21 protein-coding genes and 1 riboswitch (1 of these 22 only partly in view) are annotated in these 20,306 nt (G+C 53.1%); of the genes, 10 read left to right on the top strand and 11 right to left on the bottom strand.

Annotation, left to right across the window (positions count from 1 at the left end):
• Positions 1–50 precede the first annotated feature (50 nt).
• A complete protein-coding gene (locus AAFJ72_RS17055; protein WP_122903066.1) occupies positions 51–1,019 on the bottom strand; it encodes an MraY family glycosyltransferase in 969 nt (322 codons plus the stop codon).
• Between the two features lie 158 nt (positions 1,020–1,177).
• Between AAFJ72_RS17055 and AAFJ72_RS17050 the strand changes: the two genes are divergently transcribed.
• From AAFJ72_RS17050 to AAFJ72_RS17040, 3 genes are all read left to right on the top strand, one after another.
• A complete protein-coding gene (locus AAFJ72_RS17050; protein ID WP_122903065.1) occupies positions 1,178–1,570 on the top strand; it encodes a hypothetical protein in 393 nt (130 codons plus the stop codon).
• Between the two features lie 170 nt (positions 1,571–1,740).
• Positions 1,741–2,331: a TetR/AcrR family transcriptional regulator gene (locus tag AAFJ72_RS17045; protein ID WP_122903064.1), complete on the top strand. Its 591-nt coding sequence runs from the start codon at positions 1,741–1,743 to the stop codon at positions 2,329–2,331.
• 19 nt (positions 2,332–2,350) lie between these two features.
• A complete protein-coding gene (locus AAFJ72_RS17040) occupies positions 2,351–3,043 on the top strand; it encodes a DUF2306 domain-containing protein (protein ID WP_122903063.1) in 693 nt (230 codons plus the stop codon).
• Between the two features lie 164 nt (positions 3,044–3,207).
• Here AAFJ72_RS17040 and AAFJ72_RS17035 read toward each other — a convergent pair whose 3' ends face one another.
• From AAFJ72_RS17035 to AAFJ72_RS17025, 3 genes are all read right to left on the bottom strand, one after another.
• Positions 3,208–4,593 carry a DJ-1/PfpI family protein gene (locus AAFJ72_RS17035; protein WP_122903062.1) on the bottom strand — a complete coding sequence of 462 codons (1,386 nt, stop codon included), beginning with the start codon at positions 4,591–4,593 and terminating at the stop codon, positions 3,208–3,210.
• A 123-nt stretch (positions 4,594–4,716) separates the two neighbouring features.
• On the bottom strand, positions 4,717–6,078 hold the full coding sequence (locus tag AAFJ72_RS17030) for a sensor histidine kinase (RefSeq protein WP_432774895.1): 1,362 nt from the start codon (positions 6,076–6,078) through the stop codon (positions 4,717–4,719).
• A complete protein-coding gene (locus tag AAFJ72_RS17025; RefSeq protein ID WP_122903060.1) occupies positions 6,075–6,755 on the bottom strand; it encodes a response regulator transcription factor in 681 nt (226 codons plus the stop codon). Before AAFJ72_RS17025 ends, AAFJ72_RS17030 begins: the two co-directional genes overlap by 4 nt.
• 214 nt (positions 6,756–6,969) lie before the next feature.
• Between AAFJ72_RS17025 and AAFJ72_RS17020 the strand changes: the two genes are divergently transcribed.
• Both AAFJ72_RS17020 and AAFJ72_RS17015 read left to right on the top strand, forming a co-directional pair.
• Positions 6,970–8,082: an aminopeptidase gene (locus AAFJ72_RS17020; RefSeq protein ID WP_122903059.1), complete on the top strand. Its 1,113-nt coding sequence runs from the start codon at positions 6,970–6,972 to the stop codon at positions 8,080–8,082.
• Between the two features lie 13 nt (positions 8,083–8,095).
• Positions 8,096–9,091, top strand: a complete 996-nt coding sequence (locus AAFJ72_RS17015; RefSeq protein WP_432774893.1) for an NAD(P)-dependent oxidoreductase — start codon at positions 8,096–8,098, stop codon at positions 9,089–9,091.
• A 110-nt stretch (positions 9,092–9,201) separates the two neighbouring features.
• Here the strand turns inward: AAFJ72_RS17015 and AAFJ72_RS17010 are convergent, their stop codons facing one another.
• Positions 9,202–10,263: an AI-2E family transporter gene (locus tag AAFJ72_RS17010; protein WP_432774892.1), complete on the bottom strand. Its 1,062-nt coding sequence runs from the start codon at positions 10,261–10,263 to the stop codon at positions 9,202–9,204.
• Positions 10,264–10,555: 292 nt separating this feature from the next.
• The gene (locus AAFJ72_RS17005) at positions 10,556–10,732 is read right to left on the bottom strand and encodes a hypothetical protein (protein WP_432774891.1); all 177 of its coding nucleotides are present in this window, start codon (positions 10,730–10,732) and stop codon (positions 10,556–10,558) included.
• A 154-nt stretch (positions 10,733–10,886) separates the two neighbouring features.
• On the opposite strand from AAFJ72_RS17005, the gene AAFJ72_RS17000 reads away from it, so the two are divergent.
• The 3 genes from AAFJ72_RS17000 to AAFJ72_RS16990 all read left to right on the top strand — a co-directional run bounded on the left by AAFJ72_RS17000 (position 10,887) and on the right by AAFJ72_RS16990 (position 15,562).
• Positions 10,887–12,503, top strand: a complete 1,617-nt coding sequence (locus AAFJ72_RS17000) for a peptide ABC transporter substrate-binding protein (protein ID WP_432774890.1) — start codon at positions 10,887–10,889, stop codon at positions 12,501–12,503.
• 313 nt (positions 12,504–12,816) lie between these two features.
• Positions 12,817–14,592 (top strand): stage II sporulation protein P, encoded by a 1,776-nt coding sequence (gene spoIIP, locus AAFJ72_RS16995; RefSeq protein WP_432774888.1) that lies wholly within the window; start codon positions 12,817–12,819, stop codon positions 14,590–14,592.
• A gap of 91 nt (positions 14,593–14,683) precedes the next feature.
• Entirely contained in the window at positions 14,684–15,562 is an 879-nt protein-coding gene (locus AAFJ72_RS16990) for a pentapeptide repeat-containing protein (protein WP_432774887.1), read from the top strand.
• A gap of 167 nt (positions 15,563–15,729) precedes the next feature.
• On the opposite strand, the gene AAFJ72_RS16985 is transcribed toward AAFJ72_RS16990, so the two are convergent.
• The 5 genes from AAFJ72_RS16985 to queC form a co-directional block, all read right to left on the bottom strand.
• Complete coding sequence (locus tag AAFJ72_RS16985) at positions 15,730–16,152, bottom strand: DUF6173 family protein (protein ID WP_432774886.1); 423 nt, start codon at positions 16,150–16,152, stop codon at positions 15,730–15,732.
• Positions 16,153–16,421: 269 nt separating this feature from the next.
• Positions 16,422–16,916: a preQ(1) synthase gene (gene queF / locus AAFJ72_RS16980; protein WP_432774885.1), complete on the bottom strand. Its 495-nt coding sequence runs from the start codon at positions 16,914–16,916 to the stop codon at positions 16,422–16,424.
• Between the two features lie 42 nt (positions 16,917–16,958).
• Positions 16,959–17,681, bottom strand: a complete 723-nt coding sequence (gene queE / locus AAFJ72_RS16975) for a 7-carboxy-7-deazaguanine synthase QueE (protein WP_122903050.1) — start codon at positions 17,679–17,681, stop codon at positions 16,959–16,961.
• A complete protein-coding gene (queD, locus tag AAFJ72_RS16970) occupies positions 17,678–18,166 on the bottom strand; it encodes a 6-carboxytetrahydropterin synthase QueD (RefSeq protein WP_432774884.1) in 489 nt (162 codons plus the stop codon). Before queD ends, queE begins: the two co-directional genes overlap by 4 nt.
• Positions 18,166–18,834 (bottom strand): 7-cyano-7-deazaguanine synthase QueC, encoded by a 669-nt coding sequence (queC, locus tag AAFJ72_RS16965; RefSeq protein WP_122903048.1) that lies wholly within the window; start codon positions 18,832–18,834, stop codon positions 18,166–18,168. The genes queD and queC overlap by 1 nt, the downstream gene beginning before the upstream one ends.
• 97 nt (positions 18,835–18,931) lie before the next feature.
• Positions 18,932–18,975, bottom strand: a riboswitch (PreQ1 riboswitch).
• A 232-nt stretch (positions 18,976–19,207) separates the two neighbouring features.
• Between queC and AAFJ72_RS16960 the strand changes: the two genes are divergently transcribed.
• Positions 19,208–19,630, top strand: coding sequence for a copper homeostasis protein CutC (locus tag AAFJ72_RS16960; protein ID WP_432774883.1), 423 nt, complete (start codon positions 19,208–19,210; stop codon positions 19,628–19,630).
• 94 nt (positions 19,631–19,724) lie between these two features.
• On the top strand, positions 19,725–20,306 hold the 5' portion of the coding sequence (locus AAFJ72_RS16955; RefSeq protein WP_432774881.1) for a YitT family protein. Its footprint extends 288 nt past the window's final position; 582 of the gene's 870 nt are visible here — the first part of the coding sequence; the start codon lies at positions 19,725–19,727; its stop codon lies beyond the right edge, outside the window.

Here is a 20,306-nt window from a genome sequence, read left to right as displayed (position 1 = left end):
AAAAAATGCCGCAGGTCCGCATCAAGGACCAAAGCGGCATTTTTTTCGTTTTATACACCAAGCAAAAGCAAAATAATCGACGTCAGCGAAAAGCACATGCTGATTAAGCAGAGAAACGCCACGACCTGCTTTGGATTCAGCCCCGTGCGCAGCAGGCGGTAATGCACCTGGCTGGCGTCAGCCTGGTAGATCGGCTTGCCTTGCACGAACCGTTTTGCCACGACAAACAGGTTGTCGAAGATCGGCACACCCAGCGCCAAAATCGGGATGAACAGCGACAGGACTGTTGCCTGCTTGAAGGCTCCGTCCAGCGCGATTACGGCGAGGATAAAGCCGAGAAAAGTCGCCCCTGCGTCTCCCATGAAAATTTTCGCGGGCGGCTTGTTGTAGCGCAAGTAAGCGAGAGCGACGCCGATCAGGCTGATCGCCATGATGGCGGAAGTTGTCTGTCCTTTGACGAGGGCGACGACGAACAGCGTACCGGCAGAAATGGCAGTCAGCCCTCCGGCAAGCCCGTCCATGCCGTCCGAGAAGTTGATAACCGTCGTCACACCGAAAATCCACAAGATCGTGAGGATGAACTGAAGCCATTCCGGGAGCAGGATGTATTCTCCGCTCAGCGGATTGTAAAAGCCGGAGAAGCTGATTCCGGACAAGTACACGATTACGGCGGCGGAAATCTGCACGATCATTTTGGGCAGAGCAGAGAAGTCCTTGCCCTGCGTTTTGTACCAGTCGTCAATCGTACCGATGGTAATAAGAAGCAGCGAGCCGATCAGCACGGCAATCGTCTGTCCCGGTGATTCCTTGGAAAACAGCAGAAACGATGCGGCGAAGCCGATGAAGATCGCATAGCTGGCCGTTAGCGGAATCGGCTCCCGGTGAATCTTGCGCTCGACGTCTTTTCGAGGCTTGTCTACAAAATCGAGACGAAACGCCAATTTGGCCAGCGGCGGAATCAACACCATGACGATTGCAAACGACAGCAAAAACGAAATCGCGTATGTAATCATGACCATCTCCTACGAAAAGACAGCTTTTTTTGAGACAAGTCTATTATAGGAAGGATACCAGATTTTGTCGACTCTTGCCGGGAAAGCGGGGGAGGTACCAAAAAAAGTTGGTACTTATTTCATGCACCGTGAAAAAATATAATCCCTTTTTAGGAGGGATCAGGATGAAATACATGGCCATATGGTTCATCTTGAGCATTATTTTTTTGCTGTTATGGACGACAAAAGGGATAACGGTCTGGGTCAAGGCCGCAGTAACCGTCTATTATATCGTGCTGTCGTACGTGTTCATCGCACGCAAGGAGGCGATTTACGCGGAGTATCATACGTTGCCGGTGCCGGAGCAATTTTGGGACAACAATTCGGCGTGGGTCGAGTCCACGCAAGGTTTTTTCTTTATTCCGTTTCTGCTCCTGCTGCTGTTCAACTACTACGGTTGGTTCCAGGCTGCCCAAGGAACGGCAAAAAAATGGGGGATCGCGCTCACGCTTGTTCCGGCAGCGGGTGTGTATGCCTGTCTTTTTTTCACCTTCAGCATGTACGGGTATCGTCCATAACGGTCGGTGCTTACGTTTCTCCGCAACAGTGCTGCAGAATGATCTCGCAGCGAAAAGAGCGGACAAAGCGGCGTACATGTTTTTTCTTTTCATTTGACAAACCGACCGCCGGTTTGTATAGTGAATCGTAAGGAAATCACTTCCATGTCCATTTTCTACAGGAGGAGACCATGTCATCGATTCATCAAAACCCCAGCTTTCAATTGCTGTTGACGGCGACAGAGGAATTGATTCTGGAAAAAGGATGCCAGCAGACGACGTTGCAGGACATCATGAAGCGCTCCGGCTTGTCCAAGGGCGCGATCTACCATTACGTAAAAAGCAAGGATGAACTGTTCGGCCTGCTGTTGCAAAGACGTTTGGCCGCCATCAGCCAGCAGTTTTACCAAACTGTAAAAGAAGGGGGAGGCGAATTGACGGGACCGCTTGGGATTATCTCGCAGGGCTTGGGGCACATTCACGACCCGCGGGATGTGACGAACCTGATCCTGATTTACTTGCTGAGCAAAAGAGAAGACCCGGTCATTGGCGACATGCTTGCCAAGATGCACGAGGAGAGCATCCAGACGTCGAAGGAATGGATCGAGGTGGGGCAGCGGGCGGGCGTCATTCCTGACACGCTCGATGCGGAGAAGGTGGCGATTTTTTTCACGATCATTACGTACGGCATCCGGATGAAGACGCAAATCGCGCCGAATGCGAGCGGGCTGACTGTCGATGAAGTGCATCAGATCATGTATCAGACACTGACCAAGGGTTAACCGAGGGGGGATCATCACTATGCTATTTTTCTCGATTTTCAAAGTGATTCACGTGATCGCCGGATTTACCGCGTTGCTTGTATTTTGGCTGCCAATCGCCACCAAAAAGGGAGGAAAGGCGCACGCGCGCTCCGGCTGGGTCTACGTGTACGCAATGGGAGCAGTCGCGATCTCGGCCCTTTACATGGGTATCTGGCGGATCGGTTTCGACCCGGACAAAACGGTTGAGTCCGTCGCCTTCGCCTGGTTCCTCATTTTCATCTCGATTTTAAGCTCGGCGACAGCCTGGTACGGGATTCGCGTGCTGCGGTACAAAAACCGCCAAGCGGCGCATCGCCAGCTGGTCGACCTGCTGTTTCCGGCTTTGCTGGTCGCCTCGGGTGCAGCCATGAGCCTGTACGGAGCGATCATCGACTTTACTCTGCTGACCTGGTTTCCGTTTATCGGGATTTTCCTTGGCACGACGCAGCTGGTGTACTGGCTGCGGCCGCCGGGACGAAAGCTCCACTGGTGGTTTGAACATCTGGGAGGTATGCTCGGCTGCTGTATCGCAACGATTACGGCCTTTACCGTGTTCGGTGCGCCGCGCCTGCTCGGCCTAAGTTCTGTTCACCCGCTCGTCTGGTTTATGCCGACAATTGTCCTCGTCCCCTGTATCATTGGCTTTTCCCGCTATTACCGCAAAAAATTCAACTCGTCCAAAAGCGCATGACTTTCGTCCGCAAAGCTTCCTCCATACAGGGGCTTTTGCACACGAATTCGGCGGCGTCTGGCTCAAGAAGCAGACATACACGCATAAGAAAAACACCTTCAAGATTGTCCCCGGATCTTGCGAAATGATCGGGCTGTCTTGAAGGTGTTTTCCACAGGCAGAGATTACGCCGTGCGCTTGTGCAAACAGCAAGTCGATTTCCTGGAAATGAACTTGCGATCAATCAAAAATGCCGTCAGGAAAGCAAGAGCGACAGTAAGCAGCAGGTGCGCATAGGTCATGAGAGGAAGCGCGCTGCCTTCCAGCTTGATATTGTCGGAGCGGTATTCCAAACGCTTTACGCCATGCCCGGCTGTCAGCAGGTCTTCCTGCTTGGCAAGGTCTTCCAATGGCGCTTCAAACACGTAACGGTCGGGAGAATCGGCGTGAATGAGCAGAGTCACATCCGCCTTGCCTTTTTCATTCCAGAACTTAATGTCTTCGCGAGCGAGCGAAGGTGCGTCGCCGCCAGGGATAATCATTTTATCCAATTGTGGCGCATCCTCGATGGTGTGTCGTGCCACGATGTTGAGGTGATGCTTGGTCAAAATCGGTGTCATCGTCCGCGAAATGGTCCTGACGCGTGTCGTTCCTGTGTCTGCATACGAGTCAAAGATCGAAGACAGGGCCAGTTCTTCCATGCCGTCATAGAGCAGCACGCCCATTTGCTTTTTCTGCCAGCGGAATGTGCTATTCAAAATGTAGGTGGAAAATTTGTAGTCGAGAACAAACGGTTCCACTTTTGGATTCGCGACAAATTCGTAATTCGGATAGCTGATTTGTTTGGCGATGCTTGCTGCTGTCGGTTCGTCCACTTGCTGCGAGATGAGGTGAAGCACCGCATCGATCCCAGCCGTTTGACCGGATGAAGTCAGCGTATTTCCTTCGTGGACATATCTCACATCTTCTACCCAAGTCGTATCCGGGTAGAGTGCGCGCAAGGACGGAATGGCTTGCCAGTGAGACGCAGCCGATTTTCCTTTCAGCAGACCGGCATCAGCCAGGTTGCCTGAACCCCCGCAAATGCTCAGGAAAGTGGTATCGCTGTTAGCGTGTTTTTGAATCCACTCGCGAGTAGGGGCATATATCGCTTCATCAATAATCGGCATGAACGGGACTACGATTACCTCAGGGTTTTTCCCCAACAGCGCATCCAGCTCTGCATACGTGTAGTGCGGGGCGACATCGAGCCCGCCTGACAGCGGTTTGAGGTTTTTGTCGGGCGAGACCGCATAGACATTGTACGCTTCTGTCATCGCGAACAGCGTGTACGGAATGAGAAAGTCGAAATCCTCTGTTGTAATCGAAGAATCTGCCATGACGACTGCAACGGTAGGTTTCGCCGGATCATGAGGGGGAATGGTGACGCCTTCCAGGGAAGGAACGGGCTCTTCGCGAAGCGCCTTGTAAAATTCCTTCTGCGTATGGGAATATCCAAGGAAGCCAAGACCGCCTACAAAAACAACCAGACTAAGCAGATACACCGCCAAACGCAACAAAACTTTTTTCACTTTCGATTCCTCCTGTTTACGATACCCTTGTAGGGTAATCAGCTTCTAAGAGGAATATAAAACAGCTGTGTGAACTGAATATGAACGGAAACAAAAAAAGAAAAAACCGCACGCTGGCGGTTTTTACTGCGGCAAGGTCACTTCAAACGTCGCTCCTTTTCCTGCTTCCCCTAACACCCGAATGCTTCCCCGATGCCCGTCAATGATTTGCTTCACGATGGACAACCCAAGGCCGTTTCCTTTTACAGCAGAATTGCGAGCTTTGTCGACTTTGTAAAAAGGCTTGAATATGTGATCTCTTTCTTCTTCCGGAATGCCGATTCCGTTATCGGTAATGGAAACGATGCACTGATTGCCTTTCTCGACGGCCGTAATTCCAATCGTGCCGTTGACCGGTGTGAATTTGATGCTATTGCTCAGCAGGTTGATCCACACCTGGCTAAGCTGGTCCTCGTCCGCTTCGATCATGAGCGGATCCAGATGAAGGTCGAAGTCGATCTGTTTGGTTTCCCAGTGTGGAGCCAGCGCAATCACGACCTTGCGGATCTGCTCGTCGAGGCGGTACGTTTTGAGGCGTAGCGGCATGTTCTCTTGTTGCAGTTGGGATAATTTTAGCAAATTTTGGCTCAACCGGGACAGTCTCTCGCTTTCTTCCTCGATAATGGTCAAATAGCGAAGGCGGTTTTCCTCACTTACTTCCTTGTGCTTCAACGCCTTGGTGAAACCGGAAATCGAAGTGAGAGGGGAACCGATCTCATGCGAGACGTTGGAGACGAAATCCCGCCGCATTTGGTCCAGCATGCCAAGCTTTTTGGCCATCTGGTTGAAGCTGGCGCTCAGGATTCCGATCTCGTCTTTGCGCTTGGTAGGTACTTCAACGGTGAACTCTCCTTCGGCCATTCGCCGGGTGGCTTCGGTCAATTGCACAATCGGCTTGACCAGGTAACGGGCGGCGATGAGAATCAAAAAGCTTCCGATAAACAGGATTAAACCGTACAGCAAATGAATCGAATTCATCAATTCTACGTCAGCGCTGTTTCGTTTCAGCGTCACGAACAAGGCATAAGGCTGTCCGTCCTCCTGAAGAGGCAGGCCAATGACAGGAAGGGCAACTTCATGGGAAGCAGAGATGTCGATTCGCTGCAGATCGGTTACTTTTTCGCCAGCGAGGACACGGGCGACATCGCGAGGCTCCACCTGCAACGAGGTTCCTTGCTCGGCGAGAAGCGGGTCGCCTTTTGCGTTGTAGAGCTGCGCATGGGTTAGGGAAAGCCCCGACAAGTGCTGCATAAGCGGAACCAGCTCTGCGGTGGGAGTGGATTGGTAGGTGGCGATCATTTGGTTTCCGTTTTCGATGAGCATGTCCCGGACGATGCCTTTGGCGCGTTCTTCATACAGCCAGCTCGTAATGAGAAAAGCCGTCATCAGGCTGAGCATGACGATTCCGACGAATACGAGCACGACCCGGGTATAGAGCGATTTCATTGCGCTGTTACCTCCAGTCGATAGCCCAGACCGCGAATCGTCACGATGCGAAATCCGGATTCGGCTTCGGGAAACCGCTCGCGAAGCCGCTTGATATGCACATCTACCGTTCGTTCGTCCCCTTCATAATCGAGCCCCCAAATTTGTTCGATCAATGTTTCGCGGGTAAACAATTGCCCGGCATAGTTGCCCAGTTTGTACAGCAGTTCAAATTCTTTCATGGGAATCGTTTTGGTCTGTCCGTCTTCGTATACCACCAGATAGCGGGAACGGTCCAACGAAAGATGGCCAAGCGTTATGATGTTGGATACCGAGATGCGATACCGCTTGAGCAGTGCCTTTACACGGAGCACCAGCTCTACGGGATCAAACGGCTTTACCAGATAATCATCGGTCCCCAGCTTGAAACCATGAATGCGGTCCTGCGTCTCGCCTTTGGCGGTAATCATGATGATCGGCATATCGCCAAACTCCCGTAGCTTGGAGCATAGCTCCCAGCCGTCCATTTGCGGCATCATGATGTCGATAACCGCCAAATCCACGGCATGATTTTCCGCGTATGCCAATGCGTCAGCTCCATTTGTTTTTTCTACAATGTCGAACCCCTCGTCTTTTAAGTACAATGCGACTAGCTCTCGAATGTGCGGGTCGTCATCGACCACCAATGCTCTTGGCACGCTTATCCGCTCCTTTCCGTTCTGCCTGTCAGGCTCGTCATGACAGCATGTGTACTTTTACTATAGGGCCATCTGTTTCTGGGAACAAGTAGCAAGCCTTGGCCTCTGGCTGTTTGGCGCCTGGCAGAAAACGCTGCTAGAAGACCTTCCGCTGATATTCCTCTGACAAATCTCCTGTACGCTAAAAAGAAAAACAGACAAGGAGCGTGTCACGATGAGAGACAATAGACTCGGACGGATCGCAGACAACCTGATTTCGTACAGTCTGGATGTACAGGCAGGGGAGCATATCTTGATTCGGGTGGTAGACGAGGGCGAACTGCTGGCAGCGGAGCTGGTCAAGCGTCTGTATGCAAAAGGAGCTTACCCGCACCTGCGTTTTATCCGGCCGCGCGTCGAGCGGGAGTGGATGCTCGGGCTGACAGCAGATCAGCTTGCACAAGTCGCCGAGTGGGAAAAAGACATGTGGAACGGCATCGACGGCTACATTGGCATTCACGGTGAGATGAATGACAGCGAGTATAAAGACGTGCCGGAGGAAAAGCAGCGTTTGCTTGCCGAAGCCTTTAAAACCATGGCGCACCGCGTCGACAATGAAATCAAAGGCATCCGCATTCATTACCCGACGGCGGCAGCCGCGCAAAAGGCTAACATGAGCACCGACGCTTTCGAGGACTTTTTCTTCGATGTCTGCTCGTTTGATTACCGGAAAATGGCCAGGGAGAGCAAGCCGCTGTACGAGCTGATGGACAAAACGGATCGGGTGCGGATCGTGGGGCCGGGAACCGACCTGACTTTTTCCATCAAAGGAATCGGCACACAGGTGGCGGTCGGCAAGCGGAACATGCCGGATGGGGAAGTGTACACAGCGCCAGTGCGCAACTCGCTCCACGGAACGATCCAGTACAACACGCCAAGCCGCTACAAGGGAACGGCTTTTGACAACGTGCGCTTCACGTTTCGCGAGGGCAAGATCGTCGAGGCGACGGCGAATCATACCGAGAAGCTGAACGAAATACTGGATACGGATGAGGGCGCGCGCTACATCGGAGAGTTTGCAATTGCGTTTCACCCGCACATTTTGCATCCGATTGGCGATATTTTGTTCGATGAAAAAATTGCCGGGAGCTTTCACCTGACGCCGGGGCAGGCGTACGATTGTGCGAATAACGGCAATCGCAGCACGATTCACTGGGACTTGATCTCGATTCAAAGGCCGGAGTACGGCGGCGGGGAAATCTGGTTTGACGACGTGTTGATCCGCAAAGACGGCAAATTTGTACACGACGCTCTGCTCGGGCTGAATCCGGAGCAGTTGATGTTGTAGCACGCCGGCAGTCATGCGAGTGTTCCTGGAAAAGAGCCTGGTCGGAAAAGACGAGCAGGAATCTGTTGCTCCATGCCAGAAATATACGCATAGGTATCAAAGAGAGAACAAGGGAGCTGGTAGCGTGGCTGTACGTGCAGAGGAAACGGTCGTCGGGTTTGTAGGAACGGGCGTCATGGGCAAAAGCATGGCTGGACATTTGTTGCGGGCAGGTTATCGGGTGCTCGTGTACACGCGCACGAAGGCAAAAGCAGATGAGCTGCTTGCGGCAGGAGCCGTCTGGAAGGAGCGGGTAAGCGAACTGGCTGCGGAAGCCGATGTCATCATTACAATGGTCGGATACCCGTCTGATGTGGAAGAAGTGTACTTTGGCCCTGAGGGCATCATTTCGCATGCCAAGCCGGGGACTTTTTTGGTAGATATGACAACTTCGAAGCCTTCGCTTGCCAAAAAAATATACGAGGAAGCGAAAAAGCATTCGCTCCATGCGCTGGATGCTCCCGTGTCCGGCGGCGATGTAGGAGCGCGGGAAGCAAGGCTTGCGATCATGGTCGGCGGCGATCAGGATGCGTTTGATGCGGTGGCGCCGCTGCTTGCGGTCATGGGCAAGAACGTCGTCCTCCAGGGCGGTCCTGGTGCCGGGCAGCATACAAAAATGTGCAACCAGATCTGCATCGCGACCAATATGATCGGCGTGTGCGAAGCGATTGCCTATGCGAAAAAAGCGGGATTGGACCCGGCGCGCGTATTGACGAGCATCGAAGCGGGAGCGGCGGGCAGCTGGTCGTTGTCCAATCTGGCACCGCGGATGATTGCGGGTAATTTCGCACCGGGCTTTTACATCAAGCATTTTATCAAGGACATGAGCATCGCCCTGGAAGCGGCAGAGGAAATGGGACTGCTGACGCCCGGACTTTCGCTGTCCAAGTCGCTCTATGAGGAACTTGCGGAAAAAGGCGAGGCGGACAGCGGCACACAGGCGCTGATTAAATGGTTTGAACGCGAGTAGCAGCTGCTTGTACTGACAATAGGAGGAACAAAAAGGAGCCCGCACGAGAAGGGCTCCTTTTGCATGAGTGTTACGCGAACAGCCGGGGATAAAGCTTGCAGTCCGTTTTCCTATTCGACATTGACCCGCGCGTCCAGCACTTCTTTGGAAACAGGTTTGTCTTTGGACAGCGGCGCTCCCGCTTTTTTTACTTCCAAAATATCGAGCAAAAACACAAACGAAGGAATTCCCACGATCAGTCCCCAGACGCCGAAGAAGTGCTCGGAGAAGATCAGGACGACAAACGTGTAAAAAATCGGCAGATGGGTCTTCGACGCCATCAGGCGAGGGTTGAGGACGTAAGCTTCCATGGCGTGAATCAGCATGATAAACACCAGCAGGTAGATCACCGTAGTCAAGCCGCCGATGCTGAAGGCGATGGCGCTGAGCGGAATCAGGGAAATAATCACTCCGGCCACGGGGATCAGCCCGAGCACGAACACCATCAGCGCCAGGCCAAACAGGTTCGGGAAGCCGAGAATCCACAGACCGATCACAGTGAACACGGTGTTGAACAGGGCGATCAGCAGTTGGGTTTCAATGACTTTGCCAAAGGTCATGATAAACTTTTGGCTAAAATATTCAATCTCGTTGTACAGCCACGACACTTTGCTGGTGCGGAACTGCGCCGTAAACGCGATCACATTGTCCTTGCTCAGCAGGAAGAAGAGGCTGAGCAAAAGGGCCAGAAACAGATTGAAGCCCATGTTCTTGACGACCGTCAAAAAGGTAAGACTGCCTTGGACGAGTCCTTTCATGTCGAGCTTGTCCAGGGCGGACATGAGATATGGGGCAAACTCGTTATGCTGGTTCTCCCGCACTACATGCTCGATGAGGTGGATCAATTGCCCGGTCTGGTGAATCAGGGCCGGGAAAGCTTTCATCCCCCCGCCAACGAGGAAGGCCGTCAACAGCGCGTAAAGGGCGATGAGAATCAATTTGGCATGGACGGGCACGAGCTTGTGAATCGCCTTGGTGAGAAACAGGTGCAGCCGATCCATCAAAAATGTGACGAGAAAAGTGAGCAAGACTACATTCAGCATGCTTCCGAGCGAGTAGAGCAGCAAGCAAAACAACGCCAAAATACCGAAACGCCTGAAATCCTTATTTTGCAAGACGGTGAGCAGATTCATGGGAACATCCTTTCCGATTTCGAAACGCGCTATAGTTTCTATGCTAAGCTTACCGCAACGATGGGCATTTCGTGTATCTTTTTTTGTCGAATGCTGTACATCACACGCGATTTGGCGTCGCTTCTCGCATCGAAAGCGGGGCATTGTGCCGGAGCGCGGAGGCATCAGCTACTATATGACCATGGATTTGTACGCAGAGTATCACCAGATGGTTGCCGCTGCCTTTGCCGCAGGCGGAGTGGAATCGCGGTGTCCAGCAATTTTTGACAGCGTATTAAAAGCAGTTACGCGGTTAAAAGATCGGCCAATATTTCAGCATGAGCACGTAAAAGACTACATGCACCAACGCCGTTGCTACCAATGAAACAATGAAAGCGACAAACGAAATCTGATCCAGCTTGTAGGCGACCAGGAAAAAAATCGAGAAAGCGAGAAAGGCAATGAACGTGCCTTCTTCCAGATAAGCCATGTGCGCATTCACCTCGTTTTTGTACCTCTCTTCTATTCTAGCTGATTTTGGCCGTACAGGAGTTAGGAAAAAGACGCGGTAGTGGTATTTGTATCCTTTTTGATTTTCTGGTATTATGTGTAAAGTTTGAATGCCACAAAAAAGGAGAATTGTAATGAAGTTACGCAGCAAAAGCGTTCTGAACGTGTTGGTGGCCGCCGGAGTGATTGCCTCCTCCGCCGGATACGCGGCAGCAAATGAAGCAAAGCCGAAGACAGCCAGTCCGGCGGCTACGGAAAAAGTATTGCGGTTCAATTTGGACTCGGAGCCGCCAACGGTCGATCCGGGATTGGCTGAGGATGAATTATCGCTCATGCTGACAAGAGCGTTGTACGACGGCCTGGTTCGCCTTGGCCCCGATGGGAAGCTGCAGCCTTCCATGGCGCACAAGATCGACGTGTCCGACGATTTGAAGACGTACACCTTCCATTTGCGCGATGCCAAGTGGAGCAACGGAGATCCGGTGACAGCCCACGATTTTGAATACGCGTGGAAGCGGGTTCTCGATCCGAAAACAGCGAGCAATTACGCCTATCAGCTCTATCCGATCAAAAATGCGGAAAAAGCCAACATCGGTGAGGAAAAGCTGGACGCCGTAGGGGTGAAGGCGGTTGACGCGAAAACCTTGCGCGTCGAGTTGGAGAAGCCGACTCCTTATTTTGTGCAACTGACAGCATTCCCGACCTTTTATCCCGTCAACAAGAAAGTAGATGCAGCCAATGCGAAATGGGCTCATGAAGCTTCGACGCATGTAGGAAATGGCCCTTACAAGCTCGCTTCCTGGGAACACAAGGAGCAAATGACGCTGGTGAAAAATGCGTCTTATTGGGATCAGGCTGCCGTGAAGCTGGACAAGCTCGACCTTTCGATGATCGAGGATGAAGCGACAGAGCTGGGTCTGTTCGATACAGGGGATCTGGACTGGGCGGGCGCTCCCGGGCAACTTCCGCTGGACGTATTGCCGCTGCTGAAGGAAAAAGGACTTTTGCATACGAAGCCGATTGCTGGCGTCTACTGGTACAAGTTCAATACGGAACAGGCTCCTTTTAGCAATGCGAAAATCCGCAAGGCGTTTGCCTACGCGCTGAACCGCCAGGCGATTGTAGACACGGTGACCAGGGGGAACCAGGTGCCTGCCACGGCAGCGGTGCCTGTTACCAATGGCGAAAAGCAGTCCAGCTATTTCAAGGACAACGATCGCGAGACCGCGAAAACGCTGCTGGCAGAAGGAATGAAGGAACTTGGAATCAGCAAGCTCCCGCCGATCTCTCTGCTCATGAACCGCTCGGAAGCCCATCGGAAAATCGCGCTGGAGATTCAAAAGCAGTGGAAAGAGACGCTGGGTGTCGAAGTGAAGCTGGTGGAAGAGGAATGGAAAGTCTTCATGGAAGATATGCACAACGGCAACTACCAGATCGGGCGGATGGGCTGGCTCGCTGACTATGCCGACCCCTCCAATTTTTTGGAGCTTTTCTACGAGAAAAAGGGCGGCAACAACGATACGAACTGGGAAAACAAAACGTATCAGTCGCTGCTCGACCAGGCGGCGCAACAGGCGGACCCGGCCAAGCGCAAACAATTGCTGGCAGAGGCGGAAGCCATCCTGATGGAAGAGATGCCCGTCATTCCGATTTACTTCCATGCGAACAATTGGGTTCAGGACGAGAAGCTGAAGGGCATTGTCATGGATGACTTGGGCTACATTGATTTCAAGTGGGCCACGAAGGAATAGAAGCTGATGCAACGAGCAAGCTCCCCTTTTCGCGAGTTGGAAAAGGGGAGTTTTTGTCTGGCAAAAGGAGTGTGGGCGCGGCTTCTGCCGACACCGAAGCAACCGCAGAGTTGCTGTAAGCGTTTGACAATTTACGGCTCGGATGGACGTATCACCGTTACAACTGGCCCGGCTGCCCTCTCTTTTTCAGCGCCCTTATGACAGGAAAAGATGTCGGAAGATGCAGGAAAATGCTGGCGAGCCGCGAATTTTTAACGAATAGGCTGGATTTTCCAAGCTTGCTTGCGATCTTATACAAAGGGGAACGAGAATCTTGCTTGCACGCGTAAAAAACAGCGCTATCGCTGCCTGCTGTCTGATTTTTCTGCTGCCGGCTTCCTTCGCAGAAGCAGCCACACATGTCGAGGTAACAGTCGATCAGTTGAATATTCGCAGTACGCCAGGAACAACGTCCCAGATCATCGGCACGATTACGAAAGCGACCCGGCTGCCGATTGTGCAGGGGCAAAAAGAGTGGACACAAGTCAAGCTCAGCAATGGCAAGACAGGATGGGTCAACAACAAGTACGTCAAAATGCTGGAGATTCCTCAACTGAAATACGTCAAAAGCAACGTGGACATGCTGAACGTGCGGGCAGAGCCAAATGCCACTTCCCAAATCTTGCAAGTGATCGACAAAAACAGTGTTTTCCTGCAAGTGAAAAAGCAAGGCGAATGGGCGCAGATCAAGCTGTCCGACAAAGCAAGCGGCTGGGTGAACGCGCGCTATTTGGTGGAAACGACGGCGCCACAGCCAGCACCTGCTCCAACACCGACACCGCTTCCCGCGCCTGCGCCAGTCCCGACACCAGCGCCGGCTCCTGCCCCTGTACCAGTTCCGGATCCGACTCCCGTACCGACTGTGCCGGAATTGCCGAGCGGACTGGGCGCTGGTTCGCTCACCCTGAACGAGAGCTATGAGGTGTATGCCGCACCCGACTTTTTGGACACCGTCATCGGCCAGGTCAACGGCGGCGCGACGATCACGCATTACGGCTATGCGGACGGCTGGTACACGATTGACTACTACGGCAGGTACGCCTACATATTCAAGCCGATCGTCACAGATGAGACAGGCCAGGTGACGCCAACGCCCGCCGGAGAAAATCCGGTGCAGCCTGCACCTGCTCCGGTTCCCGCAGAAGCGTCGATTCGCGTGAGAAACGCCGATACCAATCTGCGCAGCGGTCCCGGCACGAACTACCCTGTGATCGGAAACGTGCAGCCTGGCCAAACTTTTCCAATCGTGCAAACGGTAGGAGACTGGTACGTCATCCGCATGCCTGACAACTCCCTCGCCTATATCGCAGGCTGGATCGTCGACCGCATCCCTGCGGCTGGCAGTTCGTCGCCGGGCGGCACAGGAACAACAGGGGTAGGCTACAATCAAGGAATGATCGGCAACGAGACCGTTTATATTTACCACACGCACAACCGCGAGTCGTGGCGCAATGTCGCCCGCAACACCCAGGGCAGCTCTGTCGACGACCCTGAAATCAACATTACGCTGGTCGGCAAGCGGCTGGGGGAAATTTTGCAAGCAAAAGGCATCCCGACGATGGTCAATCAGGATGATTTTGCCCAGAAGCTAGCCGAGCAGAAGAAAAGCTATGCGATGTCGTACACCGAGTCGTACAAGGCGGTGGCGGCAGCGGCAACGACCAGCCCGTACCTGAAGTACATTTTCGACATCCACCGCGACAGCGACGAGCCGCGCAGCAAGGTGGCAATCACGATCAATGGCAAGACGTATTCGCGTATTTTGTTCGTGATCGGCACAGCCAACCCGAACTATCTGGAAAACAAAAAGCTGGCCGATACCCTGCATGCTCGCCTGGAAGCGTATTATCCCGGCTTGTCGCGCGGCGTCATTTTGAAAGGGAAAAACGAAGGCAACGGCGTGTACAATCAGTCTATTTCTTCGGGCAGCCTGCTTCTTGAGTTCGGCGGAACAAACAATACGCTGGAGGAATGCTACAATACGGCTGAGGCCTTTGCCGAGGTGTTCGTGCAGCACATGCTCGAATCGCAAATCGCCTTCAAGCAATGACAGACAGCCCGTTCCGTGTCGCTTGCAGCGCACAGCGGATCGGGCTTTTTTATGCCAACAGGAAAATAGAGAAATAGTCAGGAGGACATACATGACTGCTCATCAGGAACAAGGCGAGTCGAGCCTGGAGAGGTTGCGCCATGACTTGCGCGGGGATTGCGAAAAATGCTTCGGGCTGTGCTGTGTAGCGCTGCCTTTTGCCGCTTCCTCCGACTTTGCCGCAAACAAGGACAAAGGTACCCCCTGTCGCAACTTGCAGGACGATTTTCGCTGTGCTGTTCACCAGAACTTGCGCCAGCTCGGCTTTCGCGGCTGTACCGTGTACGATTGCTTTGGCGCCGGGCAAAAGGTTTCACAGGAAGCGTACGCCGGACGCGACTGGCGGCAAGCGCCGGAGCTGGCCAAGCAAATGTACGAGGTCTTTCCGCTCATGTGGCATCTGCACGAGCTGCTCTGGTATTTGACCGAAGCGTCGACTTTGCAGCCTGCCCGTCCGCTGCACGAAAAGATCAAGCGCGTCCTGCACGAGACGGAGAGCTTTACGAAGCTGGCTCCGGAAGCGCTGTTGCAAGTGGATGTTGCCGCTCATCGGGCAAAAGTGGGCGAACTGCTCCGGCAGGTGAGCGAGCTTGTTCGAACGGAAGCCTGTCCTAAGCAAAAAGGGGCGCGGGGTAAAACGAAACAGGTTGGCCGAGGTGCCGATCTCATGGGAGCGAAGCTCAGAGACGCCGACCTCAGGGGAGCCAATTTGCGCGGAGCGTATCTCATTGCGGCTGATCTGCGCGGAGCGAACCTCAGGTGGGCCGACCTGATCGGCGCAGACTTCCGCGACACCGATCTGCGCGGGGCCGATTTGACCAACAGCCTGTTTCTCACGCAGGCCCAGCTCAACGCGGCAAAGGGGGACGCCTCCACGAAAATCCCACCGTGGTTTACGCGCCCGCCGCATTGGGCAGGCTCTTCGGCCTAGCAGCGGCCAGTCTTTTCGGTCCAGCCGCTGCCAATATTTTGGTACCGTAAACCTCATGCAGTCTGTCAGCGATTTCAATATGATTTGCTTTCGGTTCTTTCAGTTTAGCTGAGTTTCCTATAATTCACCAGTTCACTTTCCCTGACTCAACAAAAAAGAAGACGCTGTCACACGTCTTCTTTTCCAGCTTCTTTTTCAACTTCTGGCGGATTGAACCCGATTCGCTTGGGAGGATTGGCCGGATCTGCTTTTTTGACGGCCATCAACAAAAAGCTGATTTGCGAAACGTGCTGGATCAGCTCCACCGGCGCGCCGGCTTCCGTCGTTCCGAAGAAGCGGATCAGGCTCGGATTGTAGTAGCCGATCCCGTCAACGCGCAGCGTAACGTTTTGACCAAACGAGACCAGCCGCATCCCGACCTCGTGCTGTTCATCCAGCGCAAGCTCAAATTCCGCAATCATCTGGATCAGTCGCTTGTGAAAATCGCTCGCGAGGTTTTGGTCCGGCTGCATCTCGAATACGGGAAGCTCGTTGTCTTGCAGTTCTACTACCTGTGGGGAGGTTGGTAAGTTGGATTTGTTGACTGCCATGGCCATACCCCCTTTTCAGATAATTATAAACTATGAAAAAGATTTCAAAAAGGGGGGAGTAGATACTGGCAGACACATAAGTGCCAATCTCTTCCTGCGGATAAATCCACGGAGGGGATTGGCACAACGCTTGTGCTCCTGGATCTGATAATGTCAGATTCGAGTTCGGCTGTTTTCTTTTCATTCGCTTAGCAATCAGGAAAACATCCATGAGCGACCGGAAGCCGATCCTCCATGCTTTTGTGCCATCCCGACTGTCTACGCAACGTTTATCGATTATCCACCTTCTCCGGATACATATCATGATTCATCAACCGATAGCTCGCCATTTCCTCATACTTCGTCCCCGGCCGGCCGTAGTTGCAGTACGGGTCAATCGAGATGCCGCCGCGCGGGGTGAATTTGCCCCATACCTCGATGTATTTCGGGTCCATCAGCTTAATCAGGTCGTTCATGATGACGTTCACGCAGTCCTCGTGGAAATCGCCGTGGTTGCGGAAGCTGAACAGGTACAGCTTCAACGATTTGCTCTCGACCATTTTGACATCTGGAATGTAGCTGATGTAGATCGTGGCAAAATCCGGTTGCCCGGTAATCGGGCACAGGCTGGTAAATTCCGGACAGTTGAACTTGACGAAGTAGTCGCGGTACGGGTGTTTGTTGTCAAAAGTCTCCAGCACACTCGGATCGTATGAATAGTTATAGGTCCTCTTCTGGTTGCCCAGCAGGGTGAGGGAAGACAGATCGCGTTGTTGTTCGTTCATGTTTATCATCCTCGTTTCTTTTCATCTACTCTTGTTTTTCGTCTACACGCCGCGCTTGTTTCCCCAGACCAGTGCGTGGAGCTGCGGCAGCACCTTGGCGTCGTTCAAATCGGGGGCAGCCATCGACTGATCGATCAGCCATTCAAAGCTTTCCAGCAGCTTTTCTCGCAGTTCGCGTGTGTCTGTGCTGACGAGATCGCTATTTCCCGGCTGGAGAAAAAAAGGAATGGTCGGGTATCGTCGGTGAATGTCGCGTGCATAGGCAAAATCGGCATCGTCAAACACAACGACCTTCAGACTAAGCCCCGCATGCTTTTGCTCAAGCAAAGTGTGGACGATGCGGTCGAGCATGGCATAGTCAGTGCTCATGCCGGAGCTTGGCGGCTTTGGCGAAATGGTAATGTCGTCGATCAGCGGCAGCCATTCCTGCCAGCGGCTTCCTTGCGTTTCCAGCGCCGTGCGAATGCCGCGCTCCTTTAAAAACGAGACAAGCTCGCCCATGCCTGGAAGAAGCGCCGGGTTGCCGCCGGAGATCGTGACGTGGGAAAAACGACCCTTCGCCAGACGTTCCAGCTCTGACCAGATTTGCTCAGGCGTCATCTGCCGGATTTCATCCCGTGCCGATCCGTCCCAGGTAAAGGCGGAGTCGCACCAGCTGCAACGGTAGTCGCAGCCAGCGGTGCGGACGAACATCGTCTTTTGGCCGATGACCATGCCTTCCCCCTGAATGGTCGGCCCAAAAATTTCCAGAACAGGAATGCTCACTCCATCATCCACTCCCGTCTCGCCTCGGCATAGCTCGTCGGCGTTTCATACAAACGGACAAATTCGACGCGAGCGCCGCGGTAACGGTCGCGATAGGCGTCGGACTGGAGATGCTGCTCCATCTGTTCAAACAGCCAGACGACCATGTTTTCAGCGGTCGTATTCATCGGGGGCAGCATTTCGTTCAGGTAGCGATGGTCGAGGTAGATCTCGATATGCTCCTTCCAGATTTGCTTGATGTCGCCAAAGTCGATGACAAGCCCGATTTCATCCGGATAGCCGCTGATCCCGAACACGACCTGGTACGTGTGCCCGTGCAAGTTTTTGCACTTGCCTTCGTAGGCGTGCAAATGGTGCGCGGCGTCAAAGGTAAACTCCTTGCTCACCAGCACGCGCTTGTTATGGTAACGCAGTTGCGATTTTTGAATATGGGTGCCCAGTGCCTGCATGCGCTCGACAATGCGAAAGTCAAAGTTGGCGCTCATCAGGCGTGTGCTCCTTGTTCCTTTTTTTCGGAAAGATACGCGTCCAGTCCGGCTTTGCGCAGGTGGCAGGCAGGGCATTCGCCGCAGCCGTCGCCTTTGATGCCGTTGTAGCAGGTGAGGGTTTTCTCGCGGATATACGTGAAGGCACCCAGTTCATCCGCCAGTTTCCACGTTTGTGCCTTGTTGAGCCACATGAGCGGCGTATGGATCACAAACGGATAGTCCATCGACAGGTTAAGCGTCACATTGAGCGATTTGATAAACGCGTCGCGGCAGTCTGGATAGCCGCTAAAATCCGTTTCGCAAACGCCTGTGACCAGATGCCGCGCTCCTTTTTGCTTGGCAAACACGCCAGCAAAAGACAGGAACAGCAAATTGCGCCCGTCGACAAACGTAGAAGGCAACTGGCCTTCCTCCTGGGTGATGTCAATGTCTGTGCGGGTTAATGCGTTGGGGGCGAGCTGGTTCAACAAGCTCATGTCCAATACGGTGTTGGCTACGCCCAACTCACGGGCGATTTGCTGGGCGCATTCGATCTCCAGCTTGTGCCGTTGCCCGTAGTCAAACGTGATTGTTTCTACTTCGCCGAATTGCTGCTTGGCCCAGAACAGGCAAGTAGTGCTGTCCTGACCCCCGCTAAACACAACGACGGCTTTTTCCTTTTTCATGCTCTCCATCTCCTTCATTGTTCGTAATGGAAGAAAGAGAGTTCTTGAACCTGCACCTGTAAAAAAACAAAACAATACCAAGGAATTGGTACTGTTGTCCACCTTAGTTTTTTATAGAGGGAGTTCGCGAACCTCTCCCGCGCAAGTTGCGCGGATTTCGTATGCAGTTGGGCGGCGAGCGGTCGCCCTGAGCCATTATACTACAGATTCGCTCGTCAAGGGAAACGGTGAGCGGGAAAACGATTGGTGGAATCGAGTGGCACTATCATCGTCAAAACAAATTGCCAGCGAAGACAGGCCGCCGTGCTTGCGGCCGGGCGAAAATTGTCCGTACAATGTCCATAAAAGCTTGCGGGCGAGGGGAGAGTACGACATGCTGGTAGAAGTAATTGCGACTTCGGTAGAAGATGCCAAACGGGCAGAGCAGGGCGGCGCAGATCGGCTGGAGTTGATTTCCGGCATTTTGGAGGGGGGCCTTACGCTGAGCTGGGGATTGGTAAATGCCGTGGTCAAGGCTGTCTCCATTCCGGTTCACGTCATGGTGCGGCCGCACAGCCAATCCTTTTGCTATGCCGCTGATGAACTGCGCGTGATGAAGGAAGACGTGCGCGTCATCCGCGAGTTGGGAGCGGCAGGCGTTGTCTTTGGCATGCTGACGCCGGAAAAGCAGATTGACCGCCACGGGTTGGAACTTTTGCTCACAGAAGCGGCCGGCTTGAACGTGACTTTCCACCGGGCTTTTGATGAAGCACTAGATGAACAGAAACAAGACGGACAGGCGATTGAGGTTGAATGAGGTAAGTACAGCAAATTGGGGTTTTCTTTTCAACCAAAACGTGGTAGTGTATGTGCAAATTTTGCTTACGTGAAAAAGTCAGGAGTGAGACCATGTGGCGCGAAAAAGACGAACAGCCATCCAGTTGAACAGTCCGCAGAGAAAAGTGATGGAATACGGTATGCTGCTCTTTGGTTCACTAGTGCTTGCGACCAGCTTTAACCTTTTTCTCAACCCGAACCAGATTGCCTCTGGAGGGGTTTCCGGGGTGTCGACGATCTTGCACAATCTGTTTGGCTTTTCCCCGGCTGTTGTTCAATGGGCGTTCAATATTCCGTTGTTCCTGCTGGGATTGAAGCTGCTTGATCGGCAGTACAGCTTGAAGGCGGCGATCGGATCGATCGTTTTGCCGCTTTGCGTGATGTTCACGAGTCATTTGCAGCCGCTGACGACCAATCCGCTGCTCGCCAGTATTTATGGAGGAATCGGAGTGGGTCTTGGCATCGGCATCGTCTTTCGGGGCAGAGGATCGACCGGCGGGTTTGCGATTGCTTCGCAAATTTTGCACAAGTTCACGGGAATCAGTTTAGGTGTCTGCGTCGCGGTGTTTGACGGCTTGGTGATTTTGCTTGCCGGTATTGTGTTTGATCCGGAGAAAGCCTTGTATGCACTCATTGCTTTATTTGTCACCAGCAAA

The sequence above is a fragment of the Brevibacillus gelatini genome (assembly GCF_050920745.1).
GTDB classification, from domain to species: Bacteria; Bacillota; Bacilli; order Brevibacillales; family Brevibacillaceae; genus Brevibacillus; species Brevibacillus gelatini.
Note: the sequence above shows the minus strand (reverse complement) of the source record. Positions and strands in the feature narration are given on the sequence as shown.

Coding starts and splice junctions, on each gene's coding strand:
- AAFJ72_RS17055 (WP_122903066.1), bottom strand. CDS start 1,019: ATGGTCATGATTACATACGCGATTTCGTTTTTGCTGTCGTTTGCAATC.
- AAFJ72_RS17050 (WP_122903065.1), top strand. CDS start 1,178: ATGAAATACATGGCCATATGGTTCATCTTGAGCATTATTTTTTTGCTG.
- AAFJ72_RS17045 (WP_122903064.1), top strand. CDS start 1,741: ATGTCATCGATTCATCAAAACCCCAGCTTTCAATTGCTGTTGACGGCG.
- AAFJ72_RS17040 (WP_122903063.1), top strand. CDS start 2,351: ATGCTATTTTTCTCGATTTTCAAAGTGATTCACGTGATCGCCGGATTT.
- AAFJ72_RS17030 (WP_432774895.1), bottom strand. CDS start 6,078: ATGAAATCGCTCTATACCCGGGTCGTGCTCGTATTCGTCGGAATCGTC.
- AAFJ72_RS17020 (WP_122903059.1), top strand. CDS start 6,970: ATGAGAGACAATAGACTCGGACGGATCGCAGACAACCTGATTTCGTAC.
- AAFJ72_RS17015 (WP_432774893.1), top strand. CDS start 8,096: ATGCGAGTGTTCCTGGAAAAGAGCCTGGTCGGAAAAGACGAGCAGGAA.
- AAFJ72_RS17010 (WP_432774892.1), bottom strand. CDS start 10,263: ATGAATCTGCTCACCGTCTTGCAAAATAAGGATTTCAGGCGTTTCGGT.
- AAFJ72_RS17005 (WP_432774891.1), bottom strand. CDS start 10,732: ATGGCTTATCTGGAAGAAGGCACGTTCATTGCCTTTCTCGCTTTCTCG.
- AAFJ72_RS17000 (WP_432774890.1), top strand. CDS start 10,887: ATGAAGTTACGCAGCAAAAGCGTTCTGAACGTGTTGGTGGCCGCCGGA.
- AAFJ72_RS16990 (WP_432774887.1), top strand. CDS start 14,684: ATGACTGCTCATCAGGAACAAGGCGAGTCGAGCCTGGAGAGGTTGCGC.
- AAFJ72_RS16985 (WP_432774886.1), bottom strand. CDS start 16,152: ATGGCAGTCAACAAATCCAACTTACCAACCTCCCCACAGGTAGTAGAA.
- queF (WP_432774885.1), bottom strand. CDS start 16,916: ATGAACGAACAACAACGCGATCTGTCTTCCCTCACCCTGCTGGGCAAC.
- queD (WP_432774884.1), bottom strand. CDS start 18,166: ATGAGCGCCAACTTTGACTTTCGCATTGTCGAGCGCATGCAGGCACTG.
- queC (WP_122903048.1), bottom strand. CDS start 18,834: ATGAAAAAGGAAAAAGCCGTCGTTGTGTTTAGCGGGGGTCAGGACAGC.
- AAFJ72_RS16960 (WP_432774883.1), top strand. CDS start 19,208: ATGCTGGTAGAAGTAATTGCGACTTCGGTAGAAGATGCCAAACGGGCA.